This window comes from Bythopirellula polymerisocia (genome assembly GCF_007860015.1).
GTDB classification, from domain to species: Bacteria; Planctomycetota; Planctomycetia; order Pirellulales; family Lacipirellulaceae; genus Bythopirellula; species Bythopirellula polymerisocia.
The window spans coordinates 173,558-190,066 of the sequence record NZ_SJPS01000002.1; the positions used below are offsets into that span (position 1 = coordinate 173,558).

At 53.4% G+C, this 16,509-nt stretch carries 17 protein-coding genes; 5 read left to right on the forward strand and 12 right to left on the reverse strand.

What is annotated here, in order from left to right:
* Position 1 precedes the first annotated feature (1 nt).
* The 4 genes from Pla144_RS06900 to Pla144_RS06915 form a co-directional block, all read right to left on the reverse strand.
* Positions 2-745, reverse strand: coding sequence for an SGNH/GDSL hydrolase family protein (locus tag Pla144_RS06900; RefSeq protein ID WP_146449364.1), 744 nt, complete (start codon positions 743-745; stop codon positions 2-4).
* A 51-nt stretch (positions 746-796) separates the two neighbouring features.
* Positions 797-1,612, reverse strand: coding sequence for a class I SAM-dependent methyltransferase (locus tag Pla144_RS06905; RefSeq protein ID WP_146449366.1), 816 nt, complete (start codon positions 1,610-1,612; stop codon positions 797-799).
* A gap of 8 nt (positions 1,613-1,620) precedes the next feature.
* Positions 1,621-2,262 carry an FkbM family methyltransferase gene (locus Pla144_RS06910; RefSeq protein ID WP_197530447.1) on the reverse strand — a complete coding sequence of 214 codons (642 nt, stop codon included), beginning with the start codon at positions 2,260-2,262 and terminating at the stop codon, positions 1,621-1,623.
* Positions 2,263-2,357: 95 nt separating this feature from the next.
* Positions 2,358-3,155, reverse strand: coding sequence for a hypothetical protein (locus Pla144_RS06915; protein WP_146449370.1), 798 nt, complete (start codon positions 3,153-3,155; stop codon positions 2,358-2,360).
* Between the two features lie 205 nt (positions 3,156-3,360).
* On the opposite strand from Pla144_RS06915, the gene Pla144_RS06920 reads away from it, so the two are divergent.
* From Pla144_RS06920 to Pla144_RS06930, 3 genes are read left to right on the forward strand one after another with little or no spacing between them, the layout of a single operon-like run.
* Positions 3,361-4,395, forward strand: coding sequence for a glycosyltransferase (locus Pla144_RS06920; protein WP_146449372.1), 1,035 nt, complete (start codon positions 3,361-3,363; stop codon positions 4,393-4,395).
* A 34-nt stretch (positions 4,396-4,429) separates the two neighbouring features.
* Complete coding sequence (locus tag Pla144_RS06925; RefSeq protein WP_146449374.1) at positions 4,430-5,215, forward strand: FkbM family methyltransferase; 786 nt, start codon at positions 4,430-4,432, stop codon at positions 5,213-5,215.
* A gap of 3 nt (positions 5,216-5,218) precedes the next feature.
* The gene (locus Pla144_RS06930; RefSeq protein WP_146449376.1) at positions 5,219-6,040 is read left to right on the forward strand and encodes a glycosyltransferase family 2 protein; all 822 of its coding nucleotides are present in this window, start codon (positions 5,219-5,221) and stop codon (positions 6,038-6,040) included.
* Here Pla144_RS06930 and Pla144_RS06935 read toward each other — a convergent pair.
* The 7 genes from Pla144_RS06935 to Pla144_RS06965 all read right to left on the reverse strand — a co-directional run bounded on the left by Pla144_RS06935 (position 6,024) and on the right by Pla144_RS06965 (position 13,558).
* The gene (locus Pla144_RS06935) at positions 6,024-6,557 is read right to left on the reverse strand and encodes a hypothetical protein (protein ID WP_146449378.1); all 534 of its coding nucleotides are present in this window, start codon (positions 6,555-6,557) and stop codon (positions 6,024-6,026) included. The genes Pla144_RS06930 and Pla144_RS06935 overlap by 17 nt on opposite strands.
* A 288-nt stretch (positions 6,558-6,845) precedes the next feature.
* Entirely contained in the window at positions 6,846-8,615 is a 1,770-nt protein-coding gene (locus Pla144_RS06940) for a serine/threonine-protein kinase (protein ID WP_231936232.1), read from the reverse strand.
* Positions 8,602-9,213, reverse strand: a complete 612-nt coding sequence (locus Pla144_RS06945) for an ECF-type sigma factor (RefSeq protein ID WP_231936233.1) — start codon at positions 9,211-9,213, stop codon at positions 8,602-8,604. The genes Pla144_RS06940 and Pla144_RS06945 overlap by 14 nt, the downstream gene beginning before the upstream one ends.
* 406 nt (positions 9,214-9,619) lie before the next feature.
* Positions 9,620-10,768 carry a glycosyltransferase family 4 protein gene (locus Pla144_RS06950; RefSeq protein WP_197530449.1) on the reverse strand — a complete coding sequence of 383 codons (1,149 nt, stop codon included), beginning with the start codon at positions 10,766-10,768 and terminating at the stop codon, positions 9,620-9,622.
* A 14-nt stretch (positions 10,769-10,782) separates the two neighbouring features.
* Complete coding sequence (locus tag Pla144_RS06955; protein WP_146449382.1) at positions 10,783-11,805, reverse strand: PIN/TRAM domain-containing protein; 1,023 nt, start codon at positions 11,803-11,805, stop codon at positions 10,783-10,785.
* A gap of 117 nt (positions 11,806-11,922) precedes the next feature.
* Entirely contained in the window at positions 11,923-13,008 is a 1,086-nt protein-coding gene (gene dgt, locus Pla144_RS06960; RefSeq protein WP_146449384.1) for a dGTP triphosphohydrolase, read from the reverse strand.
* The gene (locus Pla144_RS06965; protein ID WP_146449386.1) at positions 12,998-13,558 is read right to left on the reverse strand and encodes an HIT family protein; all 561 of its coding nucleotides are present in this window, start codon (positions 13,556-13,558) and stop codon (positions 12,998-13,000) included. Before Pla144_RS06965 ends, dgt begins: the two co-directional genes overlap by 11 nt.
* Positions 13,559-13,726: 168 nt before the next feature.
* On the opposite strand from Pla144_RS06965, the gene Pla144_RS06970 reads away from it, so the two are divergent.
* Both Pla144_RS06970 and Pla144_RS06975 read left to right on the forward strand, forming a co-directional pair.
* Positions 13,727-14,479 carry a segregation and condensation protein A gene (locus Pla144_RS06970; RefSeq protein ID WP_146449388.1) on the forward strand — a complete coding sequence of 251 codons (753 nt, stop codon included), beginning with the start codon at positions 13,727-13,729 and terminating at the stop codon, positions 14,477-14,479.
* A 260-nt stretch (positions 14,480-14,739) separates the two neighbouring features.
* A complete protein-coding gene (locus Pla144_RS06975) occupies positions 14,740-15,579 on the forward strand; it encodes an MBL fold metallo-hydrolase (RefSeq protein ID WP_146449390.1) in 840 nt (279 codons plus the stop codon).
* 62 nt (positions 15,580-15,641) lie between these two features.
* Here the strand turns inward: Pla144_RS06975 and Pla144_RS06980 are convergent, their stop codons facing one another.
* Positions 15,642-16,499, reverse strand: coding sequence for a hypothetical protein (locus Pla144_RS06980; RefSeq protein WP_146449392.1), 858 nt, complete (start codon positions 16,497-16,499; stop codon positions 15,642-15,644).
* Between the last annotated feature and the right edge of the window lie 10 nt (positions 16,500-16,509).

The window sequence follows — 16,509 nt, forward strand, 5'->3', positions numbered from 1 at the left end:
CCTAGGCGGCGGTTCGTTGCCTTTGTGAGAGAAACGCGTGGGCCATTTCCGCAGCAATGGAAGTCGTCGCGGCTTCATTCAGGTGGACGTTATCCAAGAACGCCTCTGCCGAAGGGAGGTTGTCGATGATGGGCTTAGTGGGGAGATACATTGCCCTCTTGCGCGTGGCTACGTCGTGTAGCTCGGCATTGTATTGGAGCAGGTGCCCATTGCGTTCCGCGTCATACTGAACGGGGGGACTGCCCCACAGAAGAACCCAGACGGATGGATTTGCCTGACGTGCCAGCGAGATAATTTGCTCAATGTTGGCTCGGAATTCAGCAAGTGGAACCACATTACCGCTGGGAATCACTCGGCGCAGCAAGGGAGCACGCAATCTCCGTTTGGTAAATTTCAGTAATTTACGCCTGACTTTTTTCGCTCTAGAATCGGGGAAATAGGGAACATAGACCCGCGGAATGGAAGTGATCCATGAGTCCACAAGCCCAAAGTTCAACAGCAAAATATCTGCCCTCGCTGCCTTCGCTTCCATCAGGGCGATTCCTTCGCGAGAGGTGCCCATCCCGAAACCGAGATTCTGGCTGCTGGCTGGATAGCCGGCTTGCTCCAGACATCGGCAGAACTTATCGAGGATCGTGTTGCCGATGGGAGGTTCTTGGATGCCGTAGGTATTGCAATCCCCGACGGCAAGCACTTGCAATTTGTGCTCTTGGGCAGGAGTAGATCTTTTATTAATTGTAGTCATTTTTCGTAGATCAGGATTGAGTCGTTGGGATGTCTGTTGGTCAATGGTTGGCTAGGCGGCCTTGGCGGGCGAGAAGTGTTCTTCGGCATATTTCACGGCGAGTGTTGGCTTCAACGGCTTCGACATCACCCCGCAGATCGTTTCTCTCATTCTAGGGAGGCCTGCCGTAACAACTCGCCAGGCGAATCCGCTGGACTTGGAATAGACATTAGCTGTCCACACATCGATCGAACTGTAACCACAAGCTTCGAAGAACATCTCGATCTCGCGGGGAGTATACTCGCGAACGTGGCCCATGTAGCCCAGTTCTTTGAGGTTGCGGTATTCTGCATGGAGATTGTTGATATATCCCTTGCGAGCGATTTTGCTGAGCTTCCTCAACGAAAACAGATTGGGCGTCGTGAGATAAAGGATGCCTCCAGGCCGCAGCACACGGAGGATCTCCTGGGCGGTGAAGATCAAGTCCTGACGCAAATGCTCAAAGACTTCAGTCATGATGATGACGTCAAACTCAGAGTCTGGGAGATCAAAGCGTTTTCCGTCGCAATCCAACGAAACGATGGGACATGACAACTGGTCACGAAATTTCCATTGGGTGGGATCGTAGTCGGCTGCCGTGGTGTCGACTCCCATGCGAGTCAAACACTCGGAGAGGAAGAATGGGGCCGCTCCCAGGTCCAGTACCTTGCCTTGCAAGGCCCCTCGCTTGCAAAGTGTTTCGAGCGTGTGTAGGTGTCGTCCGGCATGGACCCTGATGTAGTTCGAGAGCCGCTGATCCCCGTCGGTCAGTTTGATCATCGTAGCCAAGGTCTGCTCGTAAGAAGTTTCCAGGGCTTCGGTCATATTCTTTGCCGCGTGAATTTGCATGATTTTTTTCAGGCTGCTCGGGAGAAGAAAAGTACGTCTTGCTTGCTTTCGCGAAGCTGCCAGGTAAACCCTTGCTCGACAAGGCGGGCTACAACCCGTGTGATTGCTTCATTGCCAACGATTTGTGGATGCATCTCAATGCAGAGCTTGCGTACGGTGCTGAGATTCAGGCTCGAATCCGCCAGATCCACCTCTGCCCCTTCGATGTCCATGATGAGAAACGTGGGGCGAATCGAATCAAGCAGTTTTTGCAGCGAGACTGCCGGGACCTTTTGTTGCTGTCGACCTACATCTTCGTCGCTGCCAAAGCGGCTGGATGTGACAAACTTCTCATCGACATAGAAGTCCTCTTCCCCTTCCTCTAAGGCAACCAGTTTGATCTGCAAATCGGGCGAGACATGGTTCAAAGCAAAGTTTTTTCGCAACACGCTTTCCAAGGCTGGGTTCGCTTCCAGGGTGTGAACTCGGTCAGAGCCAATCTTGCGGCAACAAAGAATGGTGACCAGCCCCAAGCCTGCCCCACATTCCAGCACAGTATCGTCGTCCGCAAGATTGCGTAGCACGATCTCGCGTTCTTCGGCTTCGTGGGAATCACGATAAATCGACCGAGCGTAGGTCGATGAGGCGTGGTCGCCAAGAAATATCCGCAATCCTCGATTCGTGACCGTCCGCGGTCTGAATATTTTTCGCGATTGATACCGCATCCAAATGGCAGATCTTATGAAAAAATTGCTCATGGCAAGGGCTACTTATGGAGGATGGCGGCGCGGCTCTGATACTGCCACTTCTTGAATCGCGAATGGAGCGGAAAGCCGGTGAAAATTTCGCTGGGCGAGTAATGGTCGTGGACCACTTTATTGACAATCGACATGTCCGAATTTACCAGATCGGACTGCTCGCTGATGCAATCTATGATGCGGTCCAAGAGTTTGATGACTTCGGTTCGTTGGCCACCCAGAATACCGGGATTGATGACCTGGCGTTCGGCATGAAGAAGCATACCGAACTGTTTGGCAACCTCCTGACTTAAGCAACGACTTGAGCCGACCGTCTTTTCCTCGGACCCGAGAAAGAGTCGATGTTTTCCCGAGTCTTGCTCGATCAATGCGAAGGGGTCTCGCTTGAATGCCACATCGGAAATGTCCGTCAAAATTACATGGGGTTCGTCGGTCGTTCGCAGATAGTCGCGGCAGAGTCGGTGGCGATCGTGGAGGATAGGCCACTCGCCCGGTTCGACGCGGTGGAAGCGGACATGCTCAGTAGTGGCCGAGGCGATGAAGTCTGCGGGCAATCCATCGTGCAACACGACGCCGTTGAGACCCACTCGATTCACTGTGGTCCACCAAGGGCGTAAATATGCTGCATAGTTGGTACTGATCTTTTCCCCGCGTTGGGGATCGGGCTTTGTGGTCAGCATGATCGACAGCACCAATCCAGTGGACCGTTGGGTTGGCGTTGTCTCTACTTCTGCCAGGCGCGCGAGTCGCTCTCGAGTGAGTCGATTGCGCCAAGCTTTGCGCTGCTGTTTGGTGAGTAAGAACATGGGTCGAGATTTTGTGGGCGGGATGGGGTGCGGGGAGGATACGGGCCAGGTGATGCTGCGCCAACAGGAGAGATCGAGCAAATCAAGCATGCACCGCTAGCAAGTGCCTCGGTGAATTGACCTTGAGGGCGGGGTTGTTCGTTGTTGGCCGATTCACTAAGGTTCGCCAAGCGCAACCACCACTTTTTCCCTGCATGGATGAAACATGCCACCGCTTCGCATAGCTCAAATCATGGCCAGCGGTCCAGTAATGGGTGGGCTTGAGAAGCATTTTGCTGACCTATGTGGCGGTCTATCGGTCGAGCACCAAGTTCTGGCGATTGCCGATCCCGCCCAAGCAAGTCATCTCTCTGCAAGTGTTCAATTCTGCCCGTTAGAATTTGCAGGCAGCCGGCGCAATCCATTCACTCTCTTGCGTCTCCATCGCGTGTTGAAATCGTTTCGTCCTGATGTGGTCCACACCCATGCAAACAAAGCTTCCCAGATGGTGGCCAATCTTCGTTTGTTTCAAGGGGCTACTCGAGTGGCGACTGTGCATGGCTTCAAGACAAACAATCGTGTGTTTCGCCATTTTGATACGGTGATCTGCGTGAGCCCCGCCATCCGTGATCAAGTCGATTTGCCACAGGCAGTGGTAATCCCGAACGGGATTGAACCACTCTCGATTCCAGAAACAGACAGGGATTATCTCAAGCGCGAGCTTGGCCTTCATGACAACCGACCCATAGCAATTGCCGCCGGAAGGTTGGCAGCCGTCAAAGGTTACGCGGGACTCATTCGTGCCTGGCAAGGGATCGATGCCCACTTGGTAATTGCCGGGGAGGGTCCGGAGCGATTTGCACTGGAAACCTTGATTCAGAGAATCAATCTACGCGGCTCAGTACACCTTATCGGGTTCCGTCGCGATGTACCTAGATTAATGTCCCAAAGTGATCTGGTGGTAATCTCCTCTGAGCGCGAAGGTTTCCCCTATGCGATGGTGGAAGCCTTGCACCTGGAGAAGGTGATCGTTTCGACGCACTTTCCTGGCGCACATGGATTCTTGCCAAACAATTTCCTGGTCAACTACGGAGATGAAGCTGGCTTACACCGCTTAATTCATCGCACGCTCAGCTCTCTAGAAAATTCCCGTCAGGCCTACCTTCCAACCTGGCAGTGGGCCAAATCCGAATTAACTGTCCAGTATATGACTGCCGCCACGGCCCAGGTCTACTCCAAACTCATTCCACAAGCTGCGTAATCAAATTCTGAGATAGCGACCGAGGCAACCAGACATGAACGATATACCAGACCTCCTGACTGCAACGCAGAAGCTCTGCTATCGAATTCTGCCGATGAAGCTTTATGCAGCGATAAAGGCACGGCGCAATCTACGTCGCTACGAACCAGAACTAAGCATTCTGCCGCTGCTAGTTGATCCCAATCGAACCAGTGTCGATGCAGGCGCCAATCGTGGGAGCTACACTTATTTTCTCTCCCGCTTGTCGCAGCACGTCTACGCCTACGAACCCAATCCCGCGATGAGGTGGATTCTCAAACGTGTGGCCGCTGAGAACGTGACTGTCTCCAAAGCGGCCTTGTCGGATGAAAGCGGCATAGCTGAATTTGCAGTCCCCAAATCAAAGACATTCTTTCGCAATAATGCCGGCAGCCTGGAGGTTGATCAACTCGCCGAAGCAAGTCCAGATCTTGTGCGGTTTCAGGTACCGACAGCGAGGCTCGACGATCTTGGCGTTTCCAATGTGGGGTTTATGAAAATCGACGTCGAGGGACATGAACGCAAGGTCTTGCTAGGTGCACAGCGAGTGATCGAGCGCGATCACCCAGTCCTACTGATCGAAATGATGGACTCACTGACCCAAGGGGAGCTGCGCGAGTCGGTTGAATTCGTCGAGCGAAGAGGGTATCGCAGCTTCCTTATTGTTGACAAGCGAATCATCGACTATCGCCTTGCCGTCCGCATGAACCACCTGACGGAAGTCTGGGACAGACACAATCCTCATGTCCGCTCCAATAACATTCTATTCCTGCCCATCGAACGGCAGAAAGCAGCCGCCTAAATCATGACAGAATCCAGCCGCATACCAGTCTCAGTCTACATTATTGCGAAAAACGAAGCGGATCGCATTGGTCGGGCGATTCGCTCTGTATGCGATTGGGTCGATGAAGTGATCGTGGTTGAATCCGGGAGCGATGACGACACCGCGCAAGTCGCCGAGCAGGCCGGGGCGCGGGTGATGCACAATCCATGGTCCGGCTATGGCCCGCAGAAACGATTCGCCGAGGATCAATGCCGCAACGGTTGGCTGTTGATGCTCGATGCCGACGAAGAGGTAAGCCCTGCGTTGGCGAGCGAAATTCAGGAGATATTTCGCCTGCCGGTGAACGTCGACGCCTTCTGGATGCAGGTGACGGATATGCTGCCCGGAGAAGATCGTCCCAAGTGGTTTGCTTACAGCTACACGATCCTGAGGCTCTACAACCGGCAGCGGGGAAGGTGCTCCAACCACGCGTATCAAGACCGTGTCGAGATAGCAGGCAATAATCTGGGCGAATTGTCCGGACGCATCTGGCACCATTCTTTCCGGAGTTGGGAAGCGACGGTCGCGAAGCTCAATTTTTATTCTTCGCAAGTTGCCCGCGACCGTGTCCATCGGCGGATGCCGATGCTGGGACTCAGGCTTTTTACAGAATTTCCCCTCCAATTCTTGAAATGCTATTTTGGGCGGCGATTCTGCTTGCGAGGTTCCATGGGACTGGCGATGAGTATCACGGTTGCCTATTTGAATCTGCTGCGGCTCTTAAAAACCGCAGAAGCCAAACGGCAACTCACTCGCGAGGAGAGTGCGACCCAATCCTCAAGCGACCTCACGGCAGCAGCTTGAACGAGTCGATGACTTCAGTTGCTTGTTCTGCATTCACAAAGTCGGGTGCGCCTATTACCAAAATTTGGTACAGTCTCGTCCCGACCATATAGAAGCGACATCGTGCCTCCCCCTGAGCGCGTGGAATGGTCAATCGAAAGTTGAGGCCGGGATGGACTTCATTTAACTTGAGACTCTTACTCTCAAGAAGCTCCCCTTCAAACGCACCTAGAAGTCGATCGCGGCCAGATTCAAGGGCGAGCTCCATTTCTTTCGGCGGCTTTCCCTTCAAGTTCGGATTATCTTGGTAGGAAACAAGATAGACTCCTTGTGCCGCTGGAGTCGAGAACTGGTGCTGCGTCTCCTTGGCGTCACCCACCTCAGTAGTCTCGTGAACCGGCTCCCCTAGCAGGTGAACACTGAATTTCCCCTCTTTCGACCTGAATTCAGTTAATTGGGCAGCAGACTGCGGTTCAGCCGCTTGCGACGTAGCGATCGGCAGCAAGAGGAAGACGGCAGTAGCAATTACGGATCGCATAGGAAAAGAGTTGAACATTAAGTCCCCCAGCTAGAATCGAGCACTTTCGTAAGTTGTTCTACAAAAGTGAATCCTTGTCGCAAAGTAACAACTAAAGATCGTACATTTTCTCCTGAGTGCATCAAGGGGACTCTTTTCGCCCCGTTCCGATGCACGTCCAGACGCAGGTTCGCATTCTGCGTTGATGGCTGTAGTGATCATTTTCTTGCTCCTGAGAAATCAAGTACTGCACACCGATATGCGGGGCAGGTAAAAGAGATGCGGGCACCGACTTCTTTCGCCGATGCATCAGTGGATTTGGGCGTTTTCGATTTCGTCGAGAGCGAGATACGCGGCGGCAATGCTCTCACCAGCTAGTTTCCTTCTCCACGATTCAGCGGACGCGTTGCCAGTTCTCAGTGCGCGCCAGTACAGCCAAACCGAGACAACTAAGCCGATAATCCCGATAACCAACGACGGAACAAGCGAATTTCGGTAGACCACCACGGCGTCGAAGCCCAAGGCAACGGCCACGGGAATCCACATCAGCCACCACACAAATCCAATGACGACGCCGGCACGCAGATAGCCAGATCGCAGGCTGTCGAGCTTATTGCGGATTTCGACAACCGATTTGGAGTAGTCGATTTTTCGGATTCTAGTACAGACGAGCAACCCTTGCGCTATCACGATCACACCATACACGTGCAAAATGACTCCGCTCACAACTCGATGCGGAATCTCCGTATTGCGAGCCCAGCACTGTACTCCTAGCACGATCAGTGCAATGCCGAACAGCACCTGCAGCACCTGTCCGCGGAAGAGTGGTTGCAGTGATTTCTCGACTCTTTCCAACAGTTGGCGTCGGGTCAATAACATCCGCCCGGCGAGTTCCTGATGTGCCAAACTTGCGGTTGCGGATTCTTGGTCGTCTTGAGGTTTCGCCTCGTAGACAACGGTACGCGCAAGCGCTGAATTGCTAGTCGAAGTAATCGATTGCACGTCAGATTTAACCTGGCTGGCGTGCTGATAGCGGAGCTGCGGCTCTTTCTCAAGCGTGCGTAGTACGACTTCATCAAGTCGTACGTCGATTTCGACTTTCTTCGACGGGGCTGCGAAACGTCCAATCGGGAGTTCGCCGGTCAGCATTTCGTAAAAGACCACACCTAGCGAATAGATGTCCGCACGGTGATCGACGTTGTGAGAGCCTTCCAACTGTTCGGGCGCCATGTACCGAGGTGTGCCCATGACTTGATGCGTTCCTGTGAGCATCTCCTGTTGACTCTCGTTTCCGAGTATCCGCGAGAGACCGAAATCGGCGATCTTCACGACGCCGTCAACGGCAACCAGGATGTTCTCGGGCTTGATGTCGCGGTGGACAATACCCTTGTCGTGTGCGAACTGCAGTGCATCGCAGAGGTGCGGCACAATGGCTAGCGCGTGTTCGGGCGCCAGTTGTCCTGCTTTAACAATATCTCGGAGCGTTGAACCATCCACAAATTCCATGAGAAAGTAGTAGGTGTCTTCGACATTTCCGAATTCATAGACGGACACGATATTGGGGTGACTCAGTTTTGCCAAAGTCCGTGCTTCCCGCGTGAAACGTAGTGCAAACTTAACGTCGTGACCAAATTCTTCCGGCAGAATCTTCAGCGCAACCAGGCGGTCGAGCCCCGATTGACGCGCCTTGTACACGGCGCCCATGCCGCCTGCGCCAATGAGCTCAATGATTTCCAGCGCCGGAAAAAGTTCAGCTAGTCGGCCCACAGTCGGTGGTTCGAAAGCGCCTATCCGTCGGTCACCTTCGTTGAGAACGTCATTGATTACTTTTGATTTTTCCTGAAATCGATCGAGGTATTCCTGCTTAGTCGGCGTTTCACCGCGACGTCGCCGGTAGTCGATGTCCAGAACGATAAGTTCAGCCAGCAAGACGTCTTGCTCGACGGGTGAGATATCCTTAGCAAGCATGGATTCGATCGTCGGCGGCTCGTTGGACTGCCACTTTCGTTCAAATTCTGCGCAGAGATCATCAATGCGTTCCAGGGCTGCAATCGGTAGTTTTTTCTTACGGATGCTCATGGGGGTCGACCAATTCCTGCTGACATTTTTCTCGAATTAGGTTCAGACGACGTTCTATCGTCCGTTCAGAGCATCCAAAACGCTGTGCAATTTCCGCGTTTGTATACCCCTCTAACTTGGCAACCGCTAAATCCCTAATCTGCCCGACACCTAAATGAGAAAAAAGTTGTTCCACAGATTCCTGCATCATCAGCTCCATTTCCGGAGAGGGTTCGTCGCCGATCGCTTCGATAACTTGCTTATCTTCACCAGCGTGGTCCAATGAATGGAGTCGTACGTTGCCGCCACGTCGCTGCCGCAAATCGTGTCTTCGCTTGTCGACCACCTTCCTAGCTGCCATTCGAAGTAAAAGCCGCCACAGATCGTCTCGATCGGACAAGTCGGGAAAACGCCCGTTTTCAGCCGCGTTGTAGAAACTGTCGAAGACGCTCAACACGATATCGTCCTCGTCCGAGACGGCTCGATTTTGCCCATTCAGCCGGGCTCGAACTGAACGCACAAGTCGGTCAAAGTAGTGCTGCCAAATGCGAGTCGCGGCGGCCGAATCACCAGCCTTCACTAATTCAATCCAGTGGCTGATATTCGTGCTTTTGGACATACAGGAAGGCCGACAGATGAAAAAATGGAAGGAGGAACAGAGGCACGTAAGTCAATGGTACCACATCTTCCCTCATCATCGAACTCGGATGTTGCCTGGCCAGATGGAGTTTCAAAACAGTCCGCCCAATAACTACTTCTAAATTCGAGGTCTCATACCATCCAGACGGGAACTAGATCAGAGGATAATGTTGCTTCCGTCTGGCTTTGGAACGCCCCACGGAACTTCGCCGGTAGAGACACCTTCTGGCCGAATGCAAAAATCACGAATCTGTGTCGGCTGGACAAACACCAGCCAGCTTGCTTGCTCACGAACTGCACGAAGTCGGATTCACCTCTGCGGCAATCAACGTTCAGCTACGTGCGGGTGGCCCAATTAGGATGACCTTGCCCTGCATACATTGCAGTCACACCTGCTCAACTAACTCTTCATACAAGTCAATTTCTTTGGCGAGCAGCGTTGGTAGGTCGAATTCATTCGTGGGTTCGGGTGGGGGAAGTTCTCCTCGATAAACGGCACTGATTTTCTCCGCCATGGCATCGGTGTCTTCCAGCGGCACGCGACCCTGGGGATAGACCTTGCCAAGGACCTCGCCGACCCCGCCGTGATCGTATCCCAAAGTGGGCCGGCCGAGTTTCACTGCCTCCAGCACCGTACGACCAAAACTTTCGGGGGGCTTGATTGAAGTGGAAACGACGACATCGCTGACGCACATGATTTCACGTAAGTCGGAACGATGCCCAGTGAACGTGACGCTATCCAGCAACCCAAGTCGCGTGACCTCAGAGTGAAGGCTTTCAGCATACTGTCGGCGTCGCGGGTCAACGCCTCCTACGATCAAGCCATGTACGGGTATCTTGGATGGCCGGAGTTTACTAATCGCCTGGAGAAAATCAAAGTGCCCCTTGAATCGAGTTAGCCTGCCAGGCAGGAGGACGACGAACTTCCCCGCAAGTTGAGGAAACTCTACATTCCATTGAGAAGTCCAGGCTTCATCGGGGCGATAGTCGTAGGGAAAGTCCTGCGCATCGACCCCGCGATGAATAACCAACACCTTGCTCGGATCAGTATTGGGATAGTTTTTGAGGATGTAGTCGCGACAGCAATTTGATACAGCGATCACCAGCTCGCCATAGGTCATCACTTTGCTGTACCAGTTCACAGAGTTGAGCCCATGTACTGTGGTCACCAGCCGGGGGCGCGATTCAGGTCGCATACGCTTCCAAGCCAGTAGCGTCACCCACGCGGGCATCCGCGAGCGTACGTGGACCAAATCAGCCTGAGTATGTTGCAAAACCCGACGTAGTTTGCCAGCCTGCAAGAGTGTGAGTGGGGACTTCTTGCCCAGATCGAGCATGATATGCTCCCCGCCGGCACTTTGCAGCTTTTCGACCAACCTTCCCCCCGCAGAGACTACGATGCTGCGGTGCCCCCGTTCGACAAGAGCGGCAGATACTTCCAGCGTGCCCCGCTCCACTCCCCCACTCTCCAGCGCAGGCAGAATTTGCACAACTGTCAGCGGGCGATCATGTTTAATTGCTTCGAGATGATTCAAGTGGCATAAAGCCTTTAACCGTCATAGTTCTCAACTTTTCCAAAGATCATGCGCCCGGCGCTGGTTTGCAGGACGCTGGTTACGTTGACCCCCACATTCTGACCTACGTATTCGCGGCCTCCTTCGACGACAATCATGGTGCCATCTTCCAGGTAGCCTACCCCCTGGCCCGCCTCTTCGCCCGTTTTGATGATTCGAACTTCTAGCTGTTCGCCAGGTAGGAAGATCGGCTTCAGGGCATTAGAAAGGTCGTTGAGATTGATCACACCAACGCTGTGCAGTTTGGCCACCTTGTTGAGATTGTAGTCGTTGGTTACGACCTTCCCTTCGAGGTGTTTGGCCAATAGCACCAGTTTCTGGTCGACAGTGTGGCCGGCAAACTGGGGCAACTCGCGATCGAAGATTTGCAGGTCGACCTTGGGGTCTGAGCGAAGTCGATTGAGGATATCCAAGCCTCGACGTCCACGGGCGCGGCGGAGTCGATCGCTCGAGTCGGCGATTGCCTGCAACTCGGCCACCACAAATTGCGGCATGATCAATTGATTATCGATGATGTGAGTCTCGACCACGTCGGCGATGCGACCATCGATTACCACGCTCGTGTCGAGCACGTAAGGTTTGAGACCTTTGATTTCCTTCGCAAATTCCACATAGGGAATTATGAAGCGGAAGTCATCCTTCGTTTGTAACAGCACGCTAATGCACAAGTAGCAGACGACCGTAGCTAATGCAAGCCTTATCCAGTCAGGCAACCACGTAGGTTGTGTTGGCAAGAGAGGCTGGAGTGCGATTTGCAGGACGTAAGTAAGGAACAAGCCAATGATCATGCCAAAATAAACGGCTGTGATCGTGTTGAGTTGTTTTCGCCGGATACGAGCGTCAGCTACAAGAACCCCGATCGCTACGAGTAAGACTCCCAGGAAGGCCCCCCAGGGTAGCAAAGCATTATCACTTCTGAGCGAATCGGTTTGCAGAAGCTGAAACCCCAAAGTGATGGCCAACATGAGGAACAAACAACGCAGAATCAGGAGGGCCATAGAATTATGCAGGGGAGAGATAATGGGTTGGGTCAGAGCCGTATTGACTATCTCGCGGCACTGGATATGAACTCTTCATTCTACCACCAGGCCGCTGGCGAGTCAGCCCATTTATCGCTACCTTCCTCGAAAGCGGCTTAGGGCAAAGCGGTCGGTCATACTTGCCAGATAGTCGCATACTGATCGACTTTCCCCATCTTGTGGTAGCCGCGAATGGAAGCGAGCAGGCAATTGGTCGGGGTCCTGTCGATACTTGGCGAACAAGGCCCGAACCGCATCGGCAGCGATCGCCCGTTCGGCCAGCACCGTGGGATGGCGATAAACACGCTCAAAGAGGAACGATTCAAGTTCGCTCTTCTTGGCGGCGACCTCCGAAGAGGGGGCGACCAATGAGGTTCCGTAATTTAGCGCGTCATCGAGGCTGGCGACGTTGGAGAGTCGATCTCGGGTGGATTCTACCAGATCGCTAACTAGAGTCTCGATCAGGTGGTGAATGACCGTGCGACGAAAGGCTTCAGGTTCCAGGTTGGCGTAACGGAGTCGAACCTGTTGGGCTGCTTCCTTCCACAACGGCACTGAGAGGAGGTCGTCGAAATCAAGGAGGCTCAATTCCAACGCATCGTCGGCGTCGTGGGTGTCGTAGGCAATGCTATCGGCGGCGTCGACGACCTGCACTTCCAGCAGCGGCTGAGCGGACGCCGAAGCGGTGTGTTTCTCGGCACGGACTTGTTGGCCCGAGAGGACTTCTTCAGTGAGATTGAGACCGGCGAATTCGGGGTATCGATTCTCCAAGAGCGTGACAATTCGCAGCGCGTGGCGATTGTGATTGAAACCACCGCAGTCGCGGCAACACTCGTCGAGGATTTTTTCTCCCGCGTGGCCGAAGGGGGGATGACCGATATCGTGCATCAAGGCCAGTGCTTCGATAAGATCTTCGTTAAGTCGTAGCACGCGACCAATCGTGCGGGCAATCGAGGCCACTTCGAGTGTATGGGTGAGTCTGGAACGGTGGTAGTCCCCTAGTTCGCCGGTGAAGACTTGGGTCTTGTGTGCCAGACGGCGGAATGCACTGGAATGGACGATACGATCTCTATCACGCTGGAATGGGCCGCGATAGGGATGAGGCGGCTCGGGATGCTCACGACCAGCAGATTTTTCGCTGTGCATCGCATAGGGTGCTAACAAAGCCTGCTCACGATCCATTTTCACCCTCACTGGCGTTTCGCAGGACTTCCCACACCGCATCGAGTGACTGAGGAATCACGCGTGTTCCTGCCACGGTTGGCATGAAATTGTTGTCGCCTGACCAGCGTGGGACCAGATGCCAATGAAGATGACCGGGTACTCCCGCCCCAGCTACACGGCCCAGATTGAGTCCAATATTGAATCCCGCGGCAGAGAGATGTGCGCTAATGAGCTCAGTAAATGTGGAAAGTGCTTTCATCGCGGCGAGATGTTCCTCGCTGGTCAACTCGTGCAGTTGGCCGACATGTCGCAAGGGGGCAACTAACAAGTGGCCGTTGGTGTAGGGATAGCGATTGAGAAGTGTCACGGTTTGCTCACCGCGGGCGACAACGAGATTGAGCCGATCTGCGCCAGTTGGGTCTGCATATTCTGCAGCTGCCCGGCAGAGGAAACAGTCTTCTTCTGCCCCGGGACTCCATCGCTGGGGAACCAGCGTCTGCTCTTTGAGAGATTCATCACCGGCAACATAGCCAATTCTCCAAGGTGCCCAGATTCGCTGTTCGTCCATGGGTGGATTTCTTTTTTAGGGGGAAACTGTATATCTTCCGAGGAATTTAGGCCCCTGCACTGCTTGCAGCAATACCGCCTTGGCCAACGAGGCCAACGTGGACTGGTGTCCGGGGGGTGGAATCGGCATAATCCCCGCCCAGTCCCCTCCTTTCATTGTAGGAAATTCATGCGATTTCGCGTCGAGCTAGAACTGTTTGCCGGTCCCTTGGACCTCCTGTGGTATCTGGTCCGCAAACAGGAACTGGACATCATGGACATTCCCATTGCCCGGGTGACCGAGCAATACCTGGAATTGATCGAGGTGATAGAGCAGATCGACGTCAATGCGGTGGGTGATTTTCTGGAGCTGGCAACCCGGCTGATGGAGATTAAGAGCCGGATGATCCTGCCCCGTCACGAAGAGGATGAGAAAGAGGAAAGCGAAGTCGAAGACCCTCGGCAAGACATCGTACAGCGACTGCTGGAATACAAGAAATACAAGGATGCTGCCAGCATGCTAGCCGAGCGGGGCCAACTCTGGCAGCGACGTTTTGCACGGCGGGTGAACGATCTGCCCACCGGCGGGGCAGATCCCTCGGAGCAGCCCATCCATGAAATCGAGATGTGGGACCTCGTGAGTGCATTCGCTCGAGTGGTGCGTGACAATGCGACCGCCAGACCCTCAGCGATTCGGTACGACGATACGCCTATCGAGGTCTACATGGACCGCATCCGCGAACGTTTGGCGACAGAATCGTCACTCTCATTTAAGAGTTTATTCCAAGCCGACATGCATCGCTCGCAACTGATCGGCATCTTTCTGGCTGTGTTAGAGCTGATTCGCCACCACAATATCCGAGCCGAACAGCAGGAACTTTTCGGTGAGATCTGGATCTCGGCGATGGCTGGCGAAGACAAAGACGCTCAGGTCGCAGCTTAGAGCACTCACTGAAAGCAATCTCTCAGCAAAACTGCAAATTCAGAAAACCCAAAGATAGCATAGCCACAGAGGACACCGAGAGCACAGAGAAAACCTTGTTTTCTGTGCTCTGAGATCTCTGTGAGCTCTGTGGCCATTTTTTGATTGGCTATGTTTTCGACTTTGCAATTCTGCTGAGCAATATCTACTGCTGCCTTCCCTGAATCTACTTACCTGTTTACGATGGGGGATTCTGCCTTTCGCCCCGCAATAAATCCCCCATGATTGATAACGCCCCCGTACAGACTCTGGTCCATGATGGACTCACGATTGAGGGGTATTCGAGGGCTGCCGTGCAGACCTATTGGCGGATACCCGAATTGAAGATCGGGTTCGATCTGGGTGCCCAGCCGTGGTCGTTTATGGGGACTGAGACGTGGTTCGTCTCCCATGGGCATCTGGATCACATCGCTGCTTTGCCGGTGTATGTGGCCCGACGGCGGATGATGAAGATGGAGCCTCCACGGATTTACATGCCCGAAGAAACCATCGATCCGATGCAGCGGATCATGCGGCAATTCACGCGATTGGATCGGGGTCGCATGCCGTGTGAATTGCTACCCGTTAGCCCAGGGGATGAGATTCCTCTTAGCCGCGAGTTGGTCGTCACCGTATCGGCTACTAAGCATACGCTGCCGTCTCTAGGATTCATCGTGTGGGATCGCCGCCACAAACTCAAGCCCGAGTATCAAGGTTTGGCCGGCAACGAGATTCGCGACATTCGACTCAGTGGTAAAGATGTGACCGAAGAGCAGCGAACCCCACTCGTAGGCTATCTGGGCGACACGGCCCCGCAAGGTCTCGACAACTGCCCCGCGATGTTTGAAGCGAAGATTCTCATCTGCGAAATGACGTTCGTTTCCCCCGAGCACCGCAAAGAACGAATCCATAAGTTCGGCCACATGCATCTGGATGATTTCGTCGAACGCCGGGAACGATTCAAGAATGAAATCGTTGTCGCTTCTCATCTGAGTACTCGCTACCACGCGAACGCGGTTCGTCGACATGTGGAGCGGGCACTACCAGACATGCTCAACGGACGGTTGAAACTGTGGCTGTGAGTCAGTTGAATGCCATTATGCTCCATTGACTTCTACGAGCTACTCTTCTTCCAGGCAGTAAATCAAGTGGCTGCCCGCAGCATTTGATTTCGAACTACTCGATAGTCATTGGAACGAACTACCAGCAGTGAGGCAACGACGATAGTCGTTGCGAGGACCGGGATCAGACTTGCAGAAATGACCATGAACCACGAGAACGAATGGTAGCCAAAGGCAACCGCAAATGAGACTCCTGACAAGAATGCAATACCGATGACGAGTGCAATTCGAGACCAGGGTGAATTTAAGCTCAAGGTTGCCCATGCAGCACAAAGGTTATTCATGAGAAAAACTACCAACATCAAGATGAGGCCAGCTACATGCGTCCATGAACCAAATCCAATGGAAGTCTGCTCAGATGGTTGCGCTATCTTTGTCAGGCTGAGGACGACTGAACATATCGACATGAGTAACAACAAGTGAAATGTCGAGTATCGGAGGCGGGTAACTTCTATTTGAGTATTCAATTCAGAGAGATGAACTAAACTAATCCCCTTACGACGAATCAACAAGAAAGCGCACGATAAAAGCAGAACCAAAGCGCCATACGAAGAGAACTCGACGAGGAACTCTTTTGTGAACAAAGAATCATAGGCATTGTCGGGGAACGCCAAGAATTGAGCCATCATAGGCCAAAAGCTCACATAAGCGGTGCCACCGAATGCACCAATCGTGCGACCTACTCCTCTGTTCCTTCCCATCCCGACCCAAAAGGATAAGAGCATTATCTGAGCTATACTGAGGGATGAGAGAGCCCACATCGCAGGAAACATCCAGTTGGTTTCCGGCAATGAGAACATCGCCAGCGGCGCTATGCCTACGAGCAAGTGTATGGCAATCAACAACTTGATTCGAGGGAAGTTCGTTGTTGAAGTTTGCAATGTCGCTCCC